Genomic DNA, 14,355 nt, shown 5'->3' with positions numbered 1-14,355 from the left:
GCAGTGCCAATGTTGATGCCAGGCCCAACAGGAGGAGGTGTTACGCAAGGAACGTCGACGACTGGCGGGAGCGCGCGATCAACTTAATGCGCTTTCGGCAGCCGCGCGTACCGCGTGAATGTTTTCGCCATAGACCGACGGATTGGACACCGACCCACCCTTGAATACAGCTGACCCGGCAACCAGGACGTCTGCGCCTGCGGCAGCAACCAGGGGCGCTGTTTTGGGGTCAACCCCACCATCAATCTCGATATGTACCGGGCGGTCCCCGATCATCTCACGCAGGCGTCGTATTTTTGCGCTCATGTCGATGAATTTCTGCCCCCCGAAACCGGGGTTTACAGTCATGACGCACACCAGATCGGTCAGGTCCAGCAGATGCTCGACCGCCTCGGCCGGTGTGCCGGGGTTCAAGGCAATACCAGCTTTCATCCCCGCCGCCCGGATGGCTTGCAGCGTGCGGTGCGCATGTGGTCCGGCTTCGATATGCGCAGTCAGAATATCGGCACCCGCATCTGCGTAAGCCTGAATATAAGGATCGACTGGTGTGATCATCAGATGCACGTCCATGACCGTCTTCACGTGTGGGCGAAACGCATTGACTGCCGGGGGGCCAAAGGTGAGGTTTGGAACGAAGTGCCCATCCATCACGTCCACATGAACCCAATCTGCCCCTTGCGCTTCGATGGCTTGAATTTCCTGCCCAAAATTGGCGAAATCGGCGGACAGGATCGAAGGAGCGATCTTGATGGAACGGTCAAAGCTCATGACGGACCTCATTTGGATGTACGGTTGCGAGGGCGTATATCTGCGATAGGCGCTGAGCGGTAGACCTGAGATGATGAATTCGAGCCTTGCGCCCGCATCAAGTGAACCTTACGCCGCGCTGAAGCAAAGAGCGGGATTGAGATTCGCCGGCAACTTGCCAGGCCGAGCAACAGTTACTTTGGTGCCCGCCTTTCATTAACCCTGAGGCCTGTCAGTGTAATTCTGATAACCTGTTAGGCTTGCCGGGGGCTCAGCGATGTTGCTGGAGTTTCCATCAATTGATTGCCACAGCCCCAAAGGATCACGCTGAATAGCGTGTTTGCGTTTGCGGGAATGGCGACGGTGCCAGAGCACATAGGCCAAGATGATTAGACAAAACACTGCTAATACAGCAGAATCAATAAACATAATATAAAACAACAAGATACAAAACAAAATATCTTCTACTCTTGCATAACCCAACACTGTTTCCAAGCAATTGATGCACCACAATTCCCATTTTTGGGCTTTGTGGTGCTGTGTGACCGCAGGCTTGGAATCCCCGGCTCCATTTGTGGATCAGCAGAAAGACCTGCGCACCGCGATGATAAAAAAATCAGCAGATCGTCCGAGAATTCATACTGTCGGCGCGCTCACAGTTTTCTGTCCAGCAGCATCTGGATGTGTCCCGCTTTGACGAACCAGCGGCGACCACATCAGGCCCTGTAAAACAGATACCGGTCTGGCGCGATTGTATCGGGCCCTTTGATTTGCTTGAAACCTACCAAGGGTTGTCCTGAGATCAACAACCCTCCCGGGTGCATCACTTGTTCAATCAGGGGGCTTAGTCGGGCTGCTTCTGCAATGTCTTCGCTTTTGATTCCACGTCCGAAATCATAATGGGCCAGCGCGATCATCCGGCCTGCCTCGGCCAGCTTCTGCAGCATTGGCTCTGCCTCGCCTTGCAAAAAATCCCTGGCCGGTGGTGTGCTGTCAGGGTGGCATTGCAAGACGCGATCCATAACCCAGATCCGGCGAGAGGGCAGGGTCTCGCGCAAATGGTCGTAGGTGCGCCCATTCCCCAGACCCATGTCCAGAACGTCCCCGTCCGTGTCGTTGATCTGTGCCGCTGCCCAGTTCAGACCGTCGCGTTGCGCGGTCAGGCGGCGCAGCATGGAATCCAGTCGACTCATTCGGGCTCTCCTCGTCCGTTCAGTTGCGCGGCGCGGTCCAGGGCACGCCCGGTCCATCAAGCAGCCTGTGCAACAACTCCTGTGTAAAAGTCCAGATGTCCTGATCATGGACCAGATGGTGCGTCAACACCCCGAATGCTTCGGCATTGTCCGCGCGCCCTGCGCGGCGGTCCTGCAACAGTCGCACCGTTTGCGCGATCAGCTTGCCGGGTTCAATCAGGTTTCGCGTTCCGCGCCAGTCGATTGGATCGAGGTGTGTGTTGACCTGCGCGATCCCTGATGCTGCCTTTCGTGGTGTTGCCGTTGACAGAATCCGGTAGCCCAGCCCAGGAAGGAGCGCCGTAACTTTCGGGTCGATCCGATTCCACGGGGGAACAAACATCGGGCGCAACTGATTGCCGAACAAATCCCTCAGCCGGGTCAAACCGGCGCCTGCGTCTGATGCCAAGGCATCGATCGGACGGTGCAGGCGGAACTCGGCTTTCTTTTCTCCATTGGGCGCGTGATTCTGGTGCGCCCAGCCGTGAACAACAGGGATCAATTCGGGATGGTCTGATACACAACCCACCAGCGCCGCATCAGCATCCCGAGGGATGACCGCCAGATGAACGGGCAGTCCGAGCTCTGCCGACATTGAAGCTAACCGTTCAAGCTGCGGTGTCACCGTGATTGCATCGTCATCACGCCACCATAACGGCAAGGTAAATCCGGCGTCCTGCCAGCATTGCAACTCATTCTGCAGAGGGTGCCAATCGGGGCTCATCGGTTGGCCTCGAACAAGGCTGTCGCAATCTCGATCGATCGGTGCGCGCCATCGAATCCTTCAGTCATAGGGGGGCGTCTGGAATCGGATATGACTCGGTTCAACGCGTCGGCTAATGACTGTCCCGATAGATCGGAACTGTTTAACACCTCAATTCCAGTTAGCTGCGCGAGGGACCGAGCGCGTAAACCCTGTTCGACTTCTTTGCCGTCATCGAACGGGATCAGAATCGCCGAGGCGCCGCTTTGGAGCAGATCCATGGCGGTGTTGTATCCACACATGCTGACCGAGGCACCAACAAGGGGCAGCATCTGGCGAAAATCGGGGCGTACGGTTTCCAGCAGAACCGACGTCCCCTCGGCCAGATGCGAGAGTTCTGCGATACGCGCCTCGGCATCCTGTCCGCCCACCAACAGGCGCCAACGCCTGTTGGGCATCTTTCGGGCGGCCTCGATGGCCGCGCGAAATATCGGCTGGCCAACAGATCCGCCGCCTGCACTGACCACGATCTCGCCCCGGCCCGTGCCTTCAGGATGGCTTGACGCGGCCTCTGGGGCGACGAACCCGGTATAGTGCAATCGTGATGCCAATTGCCCGGAGACGGGCCAACTGCTGTCCAGCGGTGTGATCGCCGGGTCAGAGTGGACCAGAACGCCGTCATAAAATTCTGCAATAACCACATCTGTTCGCGCTGCCTTCGCAGGTTTCGAGGGAGGTGCGAGAATATCCCGGATCGAGCTCAGGATAACAGGTGGTTGAGGCAGCTCGCGCGCGGCCTCCAATCCGGAAAGGAACTCCGCAGCCAGAGAGCGGCGGCCAAACGGATAAAGCTCGGTGATCAGAACCTGCGGTTTGAAACTGTTTATCGCCTGTGTCAGTCCGGTCGCCCGGGCAAGGAAATACGCTGGGTTCGCTACCACTCCGTCCTGATCGAGCAGACGGGTGAAATCGGTGCCGTCAGACCGCAATGGCGGCAAACCCAGTAAAGAAAGACCGCGCGTATCTAGCTGAGGCGCAGGCATCCCGCCCGAAACCACAAGGACCTCATGGCCTTGCTCTGCGAATGCACGCCCGAGGGTGAGCGCCCGGCTCAGATGTCCGGTGCCCAGCAGATGCGTAACGACGATCATCACCTTCATATTCAGACCTCGCTTATGCTCAGTCGAACCGGTTCGGGTTCGGCCCGCATCGTGTCCAGTTCTATCACATAAAGCCTGTTGCGTTTGATCCGGAACGGTGCCGGACCCGCAAAGTTCCAACCCCAGGCCTTGGCCAGTATCACGCGCATGATGCCGATGTGGCAGACCGCGAGGTTGTCGCCGCTCAAACCCTCCAGCCAGGGCTTGATCCGTGACCAGAGCTCGGCCGGGCTTTCACCGCGTGGAGGACGATAGTTCCAGCCCCATTCTTCAATATGGCGATAACCGCTGTCGGGGATTTCGATCAGTTCAGCACCGCGCTGACCCTCCCAGTCGCCCCAGTTCATCTCGGTCAAGGCCGCGGATGTTTTGGGTATTTTACCCGAAACCAACTGCGCCGTCTCAGCGGCCCGGCTGAGCGGGCTGGACCAGATTGATGCCGTGTCCCAGGGCGGCGGCAGACAGTAACCTGCAAGTTCGGCGCGCGCATCTGCGTCCAGCGGTATGTCGCTGCGCCCCTGAATCCGACCCGCACGGTTCCAGTCCGTGTGCCCATGGCGCAGCAGGGCCAGACGGTTCATGTTCTTTTCTCCAACAGGGGGTGAACGGCAGACCAGAACCGTTCGGTGGCCGACGGGATCAGGTGGCGATATTCGATATAACTCCGCGCTTGTTCGCCTTCGGAGCAACGCAGGCCAGGGTTATCCAGAAGCATCTGAATGCGAACTGCCAGTCCCTTGGCCCCCGATGCGACGGCGGGATGATCAGCAGGCATCAGGACATCGCGCACGCCGGGGCGATCCTGCGCGACAACAGGAACACCGCTGGCCTGTGCCTCAAGATAGACCATGCCGTAAGCTTCGTTTACACCCGGCCAGACCAGCATTGACGCCTGAAGGTAATGCGTCTGCAATGGGCTTCGATCCAGCTGTCCCAGAAACCGGACCCGGGTTCCAAATCGCTTCATCAGTGCCTCGACTTGCGGGCGGGCGGGGCCGTCGCCCACGATGTTCAGCGCCCAATCTCCTGTGAGATGATCCAGAGTGTCGGCCAATATGGTGTAAGAGGCCAGCTTGTCCCCCGGGCGCATCATGCCCACTGTCAGCATCGGGCCATCTCGGGTCGAGGCAGGGGGGAGTTCAGCAATGGGCAGAAAGGGCGGCAGTTCCACCAATGCCTGAGCACCGAACCGTTCGCGCTCTAGCGTAATCAGATCGTTGGCGGTGTGATAGAATATCACCTGCGCGGTGTCGCAGGCGTGATGGGCCGCGTGGGCGAAATCAGCCCATGGCCCGGCCAGCCGGCTGGTGGCACGCGTGCTTTCCAACTGCACATAGGGGATACCTCTTGCGCTGCAAACCATGGGGCCCAGCAGGTCAGGGGCCTTGTAGTAGTTGTGATAGGTCACCCACAGGTCGGTATCTGCAGGCATCTCTTTGATCAGTCGTGCGGCCTCGGCCTTAGCTTTCCGTCGCAACTCATCCTGTAAGGATTGGTCGCCTGTTTTGTCATAGATCCGCATTTGCGAGGCCAATTGAATCTTGTCGCCATGCGCTCCGATCGCCGTCATCAGATTGCGGGCCATTTCGCGGTCGCCCGACGGGTTCGGGCTGTCGGGAGATTTCATCGGCGCGTAAAAGGCAACGCGCGCCATCACAGGCCGTCCATACACAAGGCACTCAGCCGCCGGGAAAGTCGGCGGATGCCAGGGTCCATGCGAAAGTCGGCGATCAACCTGTCATATGCCGCAGTCGCCATCCGTACGGTCGCCTCCGGGTTCAGCGCCAGATCGCAAATGGCCGAGGCCAGTGAGGCCGGGTCATCCGTGGACAAAACCCCGTGGACGCCACTTTCAATGAATTCCGGAATTGCGGAAACAGGTGTCGAGAGGATCGGAAGCTTTTGAGAGGCCGCTTCCATCAGCACATTGGGCAAGCCGTCCCGGTCGCCGTCAGCGGCGATCCGGCTGGGTAAGACGAACAGATCAGTGCGGCGCATCTCGGCGATGACTTCGGGTTGATCGCACGCCCCCATCCATGTGATCCGACCGGAAATCCCGGCGACATCGGCCTGCGCTTTCAGTTCTTCACTCAGGGTTCCGCCGCCGATATGGGTCCAGTGCCAGTCCAGTGTTTCAGGAAGTAACGAAAGCGCCCTGATAAGCCGGTCGAAACCCTTCTTCTCGACCAGACGCCCGACTGAAAGCATGTGGAAGGGTTCATCTGTTGCACGTACGCGCTGCTCGGGCGGTGCAGGAAAGCGGTTCAGATCCAGACCGTGATAGATCAGTTCGACCCGCGCGGGATCATCAGCGAGTTCGCGCAGATGCGCAGCGCCAATGGCGGTGCAGGTTGCCCCGAAGGCTGCACCGTGTGTCGCCATCTGCAGCTTTTCCCGCTTTTCCCAATCGGGCGAGGTCCAAATGTCCTTGGCATGTGCCGAGAAACTCCATGGCAGGCCACGCATTATGGCGGCATAGCGCGCAACTGATGAGGGCGTGTGCATGAAATGCGCATAGAGCGCGCGCGTTTGGTCCGGCAGTTCTGCCGCCAGAACGCAGGCCTGTCCAAACCGGCGAATGCGGTTGTGACTCGGGTCACGACGCAGGTCCTGCCGCCAGACCTGATAGGCTTGGCTGTATCCCGGCAGGCCCGAGGCAATTTTGCGCGCCGCCGTCAGCCGCTCTGGTTCGTCATAGAGGTATTCCGGAAGATATCGCACTTGCCCGTCAAAGCGATCATGCAACGGGTGTCGTTTGGAATCTGTCGGATGGCGCAGCGACCAGATGTCAAAGCGATGCCCGGCCTCCTGCAGAGCTACGAGTTCCTGTGCAATGAATGTTTCAGACAGGCGTGGCCAACCTTTGACCAGCACCGCCAGTGCGGGGGCCTGTTTGGTCATCCGGTTGCGCGCTCTTGTTCCGCGCCCAGCAGCGTGTTGATGCGATGGGTGACATAGCCCAGACCGTCCAGCAATCCGGCGCGGATGGCCTGCGACGGTACCGGCTGATGGGGCAGATTGCGGATTGCCCGGATCATTGCGTCCGCCGTCAGACCGTCGCGGTTTTCATCCAGCATCCGTACAAGTCCCAAATCCTCGGCCCGGGATGCGCGAATCCATTGCTCCAGCCGGGGTGTCGTGCGCGGAACGATGACGGCGCGTTTGTCAAAAGACAGAACCTCGCAAAAGGTGTTGTAACCGCCCATGCAGACCACGCCGGCGGCTCCGGCGAACAGCGTTTCGATCTGGGATTCAAAGCCAACAGCTGTCACCCGGCCATCGAGTGCGGCGACACGGGTTTCGAAATCCTCGCGCAGTTCTCCTGACAGGAAAGGCCCGTAGACCAACACGGCGCGTGGTGACAGATCCGGATCTTTCTCATAAGCGGACAGCACCAGATTGACCATCGCCTTGCCATCGCCACCACCACCGGGGGTGATCAGGATATAGGGTTGCTCCGGCGGATCACCGACCGGGCCCAGATCGCGCCGCAGATACCCTGTCCAATGAATGCGTTGCTGCGTTGCCGGGCTGAGTGGAAGACCCTGCGTCGGATCGTAGACCGAGCGCAAGCCATATACCCAGATCTCATCATAGAATCGTTCAGTAGCCGAGATCGCGTCTTTGCGGTTCCATTCGGTGGCCAGAACTTCGGGCTCGTCCAAAACGTCACGCAGCCCCAGAATCAGCTTGGTGGTGCGCGCGCGTTCAAGGTGTTCGAGCGTTGGCAGTAGCTCGCCACGAAACCCGGTTGGCTCTTTGTCGACGATCAGGACATCGGGCTCGAACTGTTCGACCGAAGTCTGGATCAGGCTTGAGCGCAATTCGGTCACATCGTCGATGCCCATGCCGATGGTCTGCGAGGCATAAGATCCATCAGCACGTTTGGTAACGCCGGGCAAACGAACATGGTCGACCCGCCGCGGAAAGGTAAATCGCCCAGCAATGGGCGAGCCGGTCAGAATAAGGGCCGAAGCCCTCTGATCGGCTTGTGTAATAGCAGCAGCCAAAGCCCGCGATCGGCGCAGGTGACCCAGGCCGAACGTGTCATGGCTGTATAGCAGGATGCGCGGTGCGCGGCCGTGATTTTTGTTTTTGATACCTAGGCTCATGCCTTCGCCTGTTTCGGTTCCGGTGCAACTCCGCGCGTCTGCACCTGATTAACGTATTTCATCTGCGCCTGCTTGCCAAAGGCGAAGGTTTCTTCGCCCAAATGCGCCAAACATTGCGATTTGGCAACAGCACAAAGGTCCACCAACCATCAGTGCGCCATGTCTGACGCAGGACGTCGGTTCCGAATGGACGAGACAACCAGTACGCTTATCGCCTCAGGCGGTCATATTCAATTTTTGTTGACTTGAAAATACTTTATCCCGCCAGTGCGCAGGGAACACTGGCGCTCACGATGTTGATATTGTCCGCGTTGAAGATTTGTACAGCCCCCAGAGGTTCTGTAGTCTTGGCCGTAACTGTGAATTGGATGTGAAATACAATGAAAATGAATGTTCTGGCCGGACTGGGTATGTTGCTTTGGGCTATGGTTCTGGCCTGTGCGACCAGCGCCGCAGCGCAGACGTCGCTTATTCCGGGATACCCCACGGGGTCATCCGACAAAGCCGGCACGACCTCATCCGCCACAGATAGCGATCTGGCGACCGCCATCCGTTCAGCCACCGAAGCGGGGGCAAGCGTCATCGTCATAGACAGCGCCGGTCAAGTGGTGTCTGCGGCCGGAGACAACGGCGGTGCGACACCCGAGGCCAAGGGCTCGGATCCGATGGCCGAAAGCTCTCAGCTCATGAAGACGCAGGAACGGTTTTCCAAGTTCATGGATTCGGTCCGCTCGCGCTTGGAAGCCCTGCCATATTCGGTGTTCGAGGTGCAGTATATCCTCAGACAAACCAGCCCGGACGGGCGCATTCAGACCTATGCCGAGGTCTTGGGCTGGAACATTCTGTTCCTCTTGCTGGGACGCTGGCTGTCGATCGAGATCTACGGCAAGCGTTTTGCAAAACGATGGGTGGTGGCGCGAATCAAAGAGAACCCGGAGGGCTATCGTGAAAAAATGCCTTTCCTGGTCTATCGGTTCATTATGGGCATTGGTGGCACGGTCTTTGCCATGGTTCTTGCCCTTATCGTTGGTTATTTGTTCTTTGGAGAAGCCGAGGACATATCGATCCAGTTCACCGTTACGGCGATCTTCACCGCATATTTTCTGTCGCGCACGGCCTCGGACCTGTGGCGGATGGTACTGTCGCCTTACCTCAGCCAGTATCGTTTGCCGCCATTTTCGGATCGAGATGCCAAGCGTCTTTATTTCTGGGCCTCCGCACTTGCGACCTATGATATCTCGGTCGTTCTGTTCTCGATCTGGGTGGCGGATTTCGGTCTGAACTATAACGTCTATGCGATGGTCTATGGCAGCCTGACGCTGGTTGGGGCGCTGGGCAACGTGCTGATGATCCTGTTCAACGCGCGTGCGATTTCTAACGCCATCCGCGGTGGGCGCACGCCGGATCAGGTGTCTTGGATCTTGCGATTCATCTCTTTCGCCTGGGCACCGGTTCTGGTGGTTTACATGGTATTCAGCTGGTTCAAACTGGCCGTTGATCTGGTGCTTGAGGTTCAGGATTCGATCCCGATCGTGGCCAGCAGCTATGCGATCTTTATGTCGGTTGTCGTGGCCTATGGCGCGATGAACTATCTGCTTGAGCGGTATTTTGATCGCAATCGCAAGATTGAGGCGCTGAACGCGGATACCCAGAATCCGGAGTCAAGCGAAGAGGAAGCAGCAGCCGCGACGCCTGAGGCAGAGCAGCGCAAACATACGATCCTGACCTATGAAGATCTCGCCCGCCGAGTAGCGGGTATTTTGGCTTTTGTCGTGGGTCTCTATGCGCTGGTTGTCATCTGGAATCCGCAGGCAAACTGGAGCGAGGATCTGCCGATCGGGCGGGCGCTCGACGTGATAGTGATCCTGTTCATTGGCTATATCCTGTTTCATTTCTTCCGCGTGTGGATCGACAGCAAGATCGCCGAAGAGGTTGATGATGGCGCCGCCGATGCCGAGTTAGGTGATGAGGGTGGTGAAGGCGGTCAGAGCCGTCTGGCAACTCTGCTGCCATTGTTTCGAGGGGCTATTCTGGCCGTCGTTGTTGTCACCATTGCGTTGATCGCTCTGATGGAGCTGGGCATCAACGTAAGCCCTCTGTTCGCGGGCGCCGGTGTGGTTGGTCTGGCCGTTGGATTCGGGTCTCAGACCCTGGTGCGCGATATTTTTTCTGGTGCATTCTTCCTGATGGATGATGCGTTTCGCAAGGGCGAGTATATCGACATCGGGGATGTGAAGGGGACAGTCGAAAAGATCTCGATCCGGTCCTTTCAGCTTCGCCACCATCTGGGTGCGCTGAATACGATTCCCTTTGGTGAGATCAAAGTGCTGACCAACTACTCTCGTGATTGGGTAATCATGAAGCTGCCGCTGCGGGTGACCTATGACACGGATGTCGAAAAGGTTCGGAAGCTGATCAAGAAGTTGGGTCAGGAATTGCTGAACGATCCGGTGATCGGAGATAACTTTATTCAGCCGCTGAAATCTCAGGGCGTGATTGAGATGCAGGATTCGGCGATGATCATCCGGGTCAAGTTTATGACTAAACCGGGCGATCAGTGGCTGGTGCGTAAGAAAGTGTATCAGGATATTCGCGAGTTGTTCGCCCGTGAAGGCATCCGTTTCGCGCATCGGGAAGTCACCGTAAGGTTGGCTGACGGCAAAGAAACGGAGGACCTGACGCCAAAACAGCGTGAGGCGGTCACAGGAGCCGTTCAGGCCGCGATTGATGAAGACTATCTGGACGACATTGGCCCTGGCGGCGATGATCGCTAGGGCGGCTCCCGCCCCTTTGACTTGCGTCTCTGACGAGACGCCATCCAAAGCGTTGGGCCGGGCCGCGCGTTCCGCGCGGCGGAGGCTCAGGTGGCGAGCGATGGCCAGATTGGTTGTGACGTGCCCAGTTTCGGGGCGGGCAGAGACCAGCGCATCTTAGCGGACCCCACAGTCAGGGCCGGTTTCAGGCGATAGCCGCTACCCCAGCTGGATTGTTCGAGCGCATCTGCAAAATCGGCGTCTGTCGCCCCGGTGATATCTTCGTCAGTATCCCTCTTGGCGAGGGTAGCGAGCAGTTCGGCAGTGCGTGCAAGCGAAAGCCGAGCATCCATGATCGCGTGGCCGGATGCAGCCTCGGCCAAAGCCGACAATACAGTGGCGGCCATCAGGTACCCGGTCGCGTGATCCAGTGCCTGCACTGGCAGCGGGAGTGGTTTGTCAGCCTCAGCCCAATCCATACCTGCATGTGCGATCCCGGCGCTCATCTGCACAAGGCTGTCGAACCCGCGGCGCGGCGCCCATGGCCCTTGCCAGCCATAGGCGTCAAGCGTGACCTCAAACCGGTTCGGCGCAAGTTGGTCGCGCTTGGCCTTGTTCAACCCAAGTGCATCCAGAGCGCCGGGGCGATACCCATGGACAAGCACATCTGCCTGGGTCAGCAACTCTTGCAACTGCTGTATACCGTGGGACGATTTTAGGTCCAGATATGCGCAGTGTTTGCCCAGCGAAATGTCGGGAATGATGCCGGGTTCATCCCAGCCGGGCGGATCGATCCGCAGCACCTCGGCCCCGAAACCGGCAAGCGTTCTTGTGGCCACCGGCCCGGCCAGGATTCGGGTCAGATCAAGCACGCGCAATCCGGCCAGAGGCCGCTTGGTGGTTGCCTGGGGTCGGTCGCGCAGCTTGATATTGCGTGGGCCATACCACCCGATCAACGGCTCGCGGGCCAGTATGCGACCCTGCGGATGGTCCTGCCAGTCTGCGCGGCTGCGCATGGCGGCGGCGACGCCACCTTCGGCGACAATCGCGACTTCCAGCGCGGCGATTGTCCAGCCTCGGATCGCGCGCGATACCTGCGTCCGGTCGGCTTTGACCTGCAAGACCTTCAGGGCGGCGGCGCGGTGATGAGGCAGATTGGTGTGCAATCTGATCCAGCCGTCAGAGGCCTGATAGTCGCCTGCAATCGCGTCCCACAGGCTGGGCATGTCCCACCCGTCAGGCTTGAACGAGTAGCCATACCATAATGAAGCCAACCGATGATCCACAGAAACCTCTGGCGGCTCTGGCGACAGGTTAAGGGCAGTCACAACACGCGACATTTCCTGACCAACTGAGGCAAAACTGGCCGTCGCCAGTTCCGAGACCGCAAAGGCGCTGGGCCGCGCGCCCACCCCGTCGACCCGATATGTGCCAGGTGAGGGGAGGGCGGACAGCAAGCTCATTGCTGGTAGGGGTCCAGACTGTCGCGCAGCCCGTCGCCAAGGAAGTTGAAGGCCAGCACGATGACGATGATCGGCAGCATCGGGATAGCAGTCCAGGGATAGATTTCGATCGACGCGAGGTTCTGCGCGTCGTTCAACATCACTCCCCAGCTGACCGCCGGAGCCCTCAGGCCGAGGCCAAGAAAACTAAGCGCTGTCTCACCGAGGATCATCGCGGGTATCGACAGCGTGGCCGAAGCAATCAGGTGGGACATGAAGTTGGGCAGCAGGTGCTTGCGGATTACGCGGCCTGAACTTGCGCCCATCATCTCGGCTGCTCGGACATATTCCTCTTCCCGCAGTGACAGGAATTTTGCGCGCACCGATCGGGCAAGGCCAGGCCAGTCGAGTATGCCGAGGATGATCGAGATGATGAAGAACACCGCAACGGGGCTCCAGTTCGAGGGCACGGCGGCAGACAGAGCCAACCACAAAGGCAGCTCTGGCAGGGACCGCAGGATTTCGATCACACGGTTAATTACCCAGTCGATTTTGCCGCCGAAATACCCGGCGATTGACCCGAACAGGATACCCAGAAAGAACGACACCGAAATGCCGATCAGGCCCACCGTCAGCGACAGTTGTGCGCCATAAAGGATGCGGCTGAAGACGTCCCGGCCCAGGCGATCCGAGCCCCAAAGGAACAAAGTGGCGCCCTCGGGGGCACAGAACAGGTGGGTGTCAGATTTGATCAGGCCGGCCAGCTTGTATTCTGATCCTTCGCACAAGAACCGGATTGGGCGCGGATCTTCCGTATCAGGTTCGAATTTCCATTGGAATGTCTCAAGATCTGCTTCTGCGACGATGGGATAGACATATGGACCGATGAATTCCCCTTTGTGGAACCAGTTGACCGATTGAGGTGGGGCATACAGATGCTCTCCGTTCCGGTCATTTGGGCCATAGGGCGCGATAAAGCCTGCGAAGGGCAGCATCAGGTAACACAATAGCAGGAACATACCCGAAATCAGGCCCAGTTTGTGTGTTCTGAACTTGCGCCAGACCAACAACCAGTTGGGGGCATCGAGATCAGCCCGCTCAAGCTGTTGGATCGACGCTTGCGGGTCAAAGGGGGCTTCGTCGACATAGCGACCATCAGAACGTCTGTTCATGCTTCACGCCCCTCATACCGGATGCGTGGGTCGAGCATGACCAGCAGGATATCAGAAATCATCGTACCGATTAAAGTCAGCAGGGCCACAAACATCAGGATGAACGCCGACAGGAACTGATCCTGCGTTTTTAAGGCGGTCAACAGGGTCGGGCCAATGGTTTGCAGGCCCAGAACGACCGAGACCAGAACCGAACCCGAGACCATCGAAGGCAGCAGGTTGCCAATATCGGCAACGAACGGGTTGAACGCCACGCGCAGCGGGTATTTCGTCAACATCCGCGACGGGGCCATCCCCTTGGCGATGGCGGTTTCCACATAGGGTTTGCCCAATTCATCCAGCATATTGGCCCGCAGGCGCTGCATCATGGCTGATGCGCCCGATGTGCCGATTACAAAGGTCGGCACGATCAAATGCACTAGAATGGATTTCAGCTTTTCCCAACTCATTGGTAGCCCTTCGAAGGAAGGGTCCATCAACCCGCCGATAGGCAAATTGAAGTAGCGGTGGCCATAGTAGAACAGGATAAGCGCCAACAGGAAGTTTGGCGTCGCCAGACCCAGATAACCGACGAAAGCTGAAGTGTAGTCGATCCATGTTCGCGATTTAGCTGCCGCTAGAACGCCCAGCGGCAGGGCAACCGCATAAACGAACAAAATAGCTGCGAGATTGACAACGACGGTTAGCCATAGTGTGTCACCGACGATTTCTCGGACGGGGCGGTCAAATTCGAAGGACCATCCATAGTTGCCTTGCAACAGACCTTCGAACCCGTGCGGCCCGGGCCAGAATCCTATCCAGATCAGGTACTGTTCGGGCAAGGAACGATCCAGCGAGTATTCCTTGCGCAGAAACTCGGCCTTGGCCACACCAGCGGATTGACCTGAGGCCTGCAATTCGGCGATCTGGTTGCTCAGATAGTCGCCGGGCGGAAGGTTGATGATCACGAAGATCAAAATCGACACCACCCACAACGTCAGAAGCATCGTGAAAAAGCGATACACCGCATAGCGCAGCATGACCATTTAGCTGCT

General features: G+C 58.2%; 12 protein-coding genes. 1 reads left to right on the top strand and 11 read right to left on the bottom strand.

What is annotated here, in order from left to right; translation table 11 throughout:
- Window positions 1-78 precede the first annotated feature (78 nt).
- The 8 genes from rpe to BLU89_RS08320 all read right to left on the bottom strand — a co-directional run bounded on the left by rpe (window position 79) and on the right by BLU89_RS08320 (window position 7,954).
- Window positions 79-768, bottom strand: coding sequence for a ribulose-phosphate 3-epimerase (gene rpe, locus BLU89_RS08355; RefSeq protein WP_074735995.1), 690 nt, complete (start codon window positions 766-768; stop codon window positions 79-81).
- 695 nt (window positions 769-1,463) lie between these two features.
- A complete protein-coding gene (locus BLU89_RS08350; protein ID WP_074735994.1) occupies window positions 1,464-1,940 on the bottom strand; it encodes a class I SAM-dependent methyltransferase in 477 nt (158 codons plus the stop codon).
- A gap of 19 nt (window positions 1,941-1,959) precedes the next feature.
- Window positions 1,960-2,703 (bottom strand): polysaccharide deacetylase family protein, encoded by a 744-nt coding sequence (locus BLU89_RS08345; RefSeq protein ID WP_074735992.1) that lies wholly within the window; start codon window positions 2,701-2,703, stop codon window positions 1,960-1,962.
- Window positions 2,700-3,842 (bottom strand): glycosyltransferase family protein, encoded by a 1,143-nt coding sequence (locus BLU89_RS08340; protein WP_074735990.1) that lies wholly within the window; start codon window positions 3,840-3,842, stop codon window positions 2,700-2,702. Before BLU89_RS08340 ends, BLU89_RS08345 begins: the two co-directional genes overlap by 4 nt.
- Window positions 3,843-3,844: 2 nt before the next feature.
- On the bottom strand, window positions 3,845-4,423 hold the full coding sequence (locus BLU89_RS08335; protein WP_074735989.1) for a histidine phosphatase family protein: 579 nt from the start codon (window positions 4,421-4,423) through the stop codon (window positions 3,845-3,847).
- Complete coding sequence (locus tag BLU89_RS08330; RefSeq protein WP_074735987.1) at window positions 4,420-5,496, bottom strand: glycosyltransferase family 4 protein; 1,077 nt, start codon at window positions 5,494-5,496, stop codon at window positions 4,420-4,422. The genes BLU89_RS08335 and BLU89_RS08330 overlap by 4 nt, the downstream gene beginning before the upstream one ends.
- Window positions 5,496-6,743: a glycosyltransferase family 4 protein gene (locus BLU89_RS08325; protein ID WP_074735985.1), complete on the bottom strand. Its 1,248-nt coding sequence runs from the start codon at window positions 6,741-6,743 to the stop codon at window positions 5,496-5,498. Before BLU89_RS08325 ends, BLU89_RS08330 begins: the two co-directional genes overlap by 1 nt.
- Window positions 6,740-7,954 (bottom strand): glycosyltransferase family protein, encoded by a 1,215-nt coding sequence (locus tag BLU89_RS08320; protein ID WP_074735984.1) that lies wholly within the window; start codon window positions 7,952-7,954, stop codon window positions 6,740-6,742. The genes BLU89_RS08325 and BLU89_RS08320 overlap by 4 nt, the downstream gene beginning before the upstream one ends.
- A 380-nt stretch (window positions 7,955-8,334) precedes the next feature.
- Here BLU89_RS08320 and BLU89_RS08315 point away from each other — a divergent pair, with 380 nt between their 5' ends.
- Entirely contained in the window at window positions 8,335-10,728 is a 2,394-nt protein-coding gene (locus tag BLU89_RS08315) for a mechanosensitive ion channel domain-containing protein (protein WP_074735982.1), read from the top strand.
- Window positions 10,729-10,814: 86 nt separating this feature from the next.
- Here the strand turns inward: BLU89_RS08315 and BLU89_RS08310 are convergent, their stop codons facing one another.
- Genes BLU89_RS08310 through BLU89_RS08300 form a run of 3 tightly spaced genes read right to left on the bottom strand, consistent with a single transcriptional unit; the run spans window position 10,815 to window position 14,346 of the window.
- Complete coding sequence (locus tag BLU89_RS08310; protein WP_074735980.1) at window positions 10,815-12,170, bottom strand: CoA transferase; 1,356 nt, start codon at window positions 12,168-12,170, stop codon at window positions 10,815-10,817.
- Entirely contained in the window at window positions 12,167-13,321 is a 1,155-nt protein-coding gene (locus BLU89_RS08305) for an ABC transporter permease (protein ID WP_074735979.1), read from the bottom strand. The genes BLU89_RS08310 and BLU89_RS08305 overlap by 4 nt, the downstream gene beginning before the upstream one ends.
- Window positions 13,318-14,346 carry an ABC transporter permease gene (locus BLU89_RS08300; RefSeq protein WP_074735977.1) on the bottom strand — a complete coding sequence of 343 codons (1,029 nt, stop codon included), beginning with the start codon at window positions 14,344-14,346 and terminating at the stop codon, window positions 13,318-13,320. Before BLU89_RS08300 ends, BLU89_RS08305 begins: the two co-directional genes overlap by 4 nt.
- Window positions 14,347-14,355: the final 9 nt, after the last annotated feature.

The sequence above is a fragment of the Ruegeria halocynthiae genome (assembly GCF_900106805.1).
Classification (GTDB): Bacteria; Pseudomonadota; Alphaproteobacteria; order Rhodobacterales; family Rhodobacteraceae; genus Ruegeria; species Ruegeria halocynthiae.
This window is presented reverse-complemented; position numbering and strand designations above follow the sequence as displayed.

Coding starts and splice junctions, on each gene's coding strand:
- BLU89_RS08335 (WP_074735989.1), bottom strand. CDS start 4,423: ATGAACCGTCTGGCCCTGCTGCGCCATGGGCACACGGACTGGAACCGT.
- BLU89_RS08320 (WP_074735984.1), bottom strand. CDS start 7,954: ATGAGCCTAGGTATCAAAAACAAAAATCACGGCCGCGCACCGCGCATC.
- BLU89_RS08310 (WP_074735980.1), bottom strand. CDS start 12,170: ATGAGCTTGCTGTCCGCCCTCCCCTCACCTGGCACATATCGGGTCGAC.
- BLU89_RS08325 (WP_074735985.1), bottom strand. CDS start 6,743: ATGACCAAACAGGCCCCCGCACTGGCGGTGCTGGTCAAAGGTTGGCCA.
- BLU89_RS08305 (WP_074735979.1), bottom strand. CDS start 13,321: ATGAACAGACGTTCTGATGGTCGCTATGTCGACGAAGCCCCCTTTGAC.
- BLU89_RS08345 (WP_074735992.1), bottom strand. CDS start 2,703: ATGAGCCCCGATTGGCACCCTCTGCAGAATGAGTTGCAATGCTGGCAG.
- BLU89_RS08340 (WP_074735990.1), bottom strand. CDS start 3,842: ATGAAGGTGATGATCGTCGTTACGCATCTGCTGGGCACCGGACATCTG.
- BLU89_RS08330 (WP_074735987.1), bottom strand. CDS start 5,496: ATGGCGCGCGTTGCCTTTTACGCGCCGATGAAATCTCCCGACAGCCCG.
- BLU89_RS08315 (WP_074735982.1), top strand. CDS start 8,335: ATGAAAATGAATGTTCTGGCCGGACTGGGTATGTTGCTTTGGGCTATG.
- BLU89_RS08350 (WP_074735994.1), bottom strand. CDS start 1,940: ATGAGTCGACTGGATTCCATGCTGCGCCGCCTGACCGCGCAACGCGAC.
- BLU89_RS08300 (WP_074735977.1), bottom strand. CDS start 14,346: ATGGTCATGCTGCGCTATGCGGTGTATCGCTTTTTCACGATGCTTCTG.
- rpe (WP_074735995.1), bottom strand. CDS start 768: ATGAGCTTTGACCGTTCCATCAAGATCGCTCCTTCGATCCTGTCCGCC.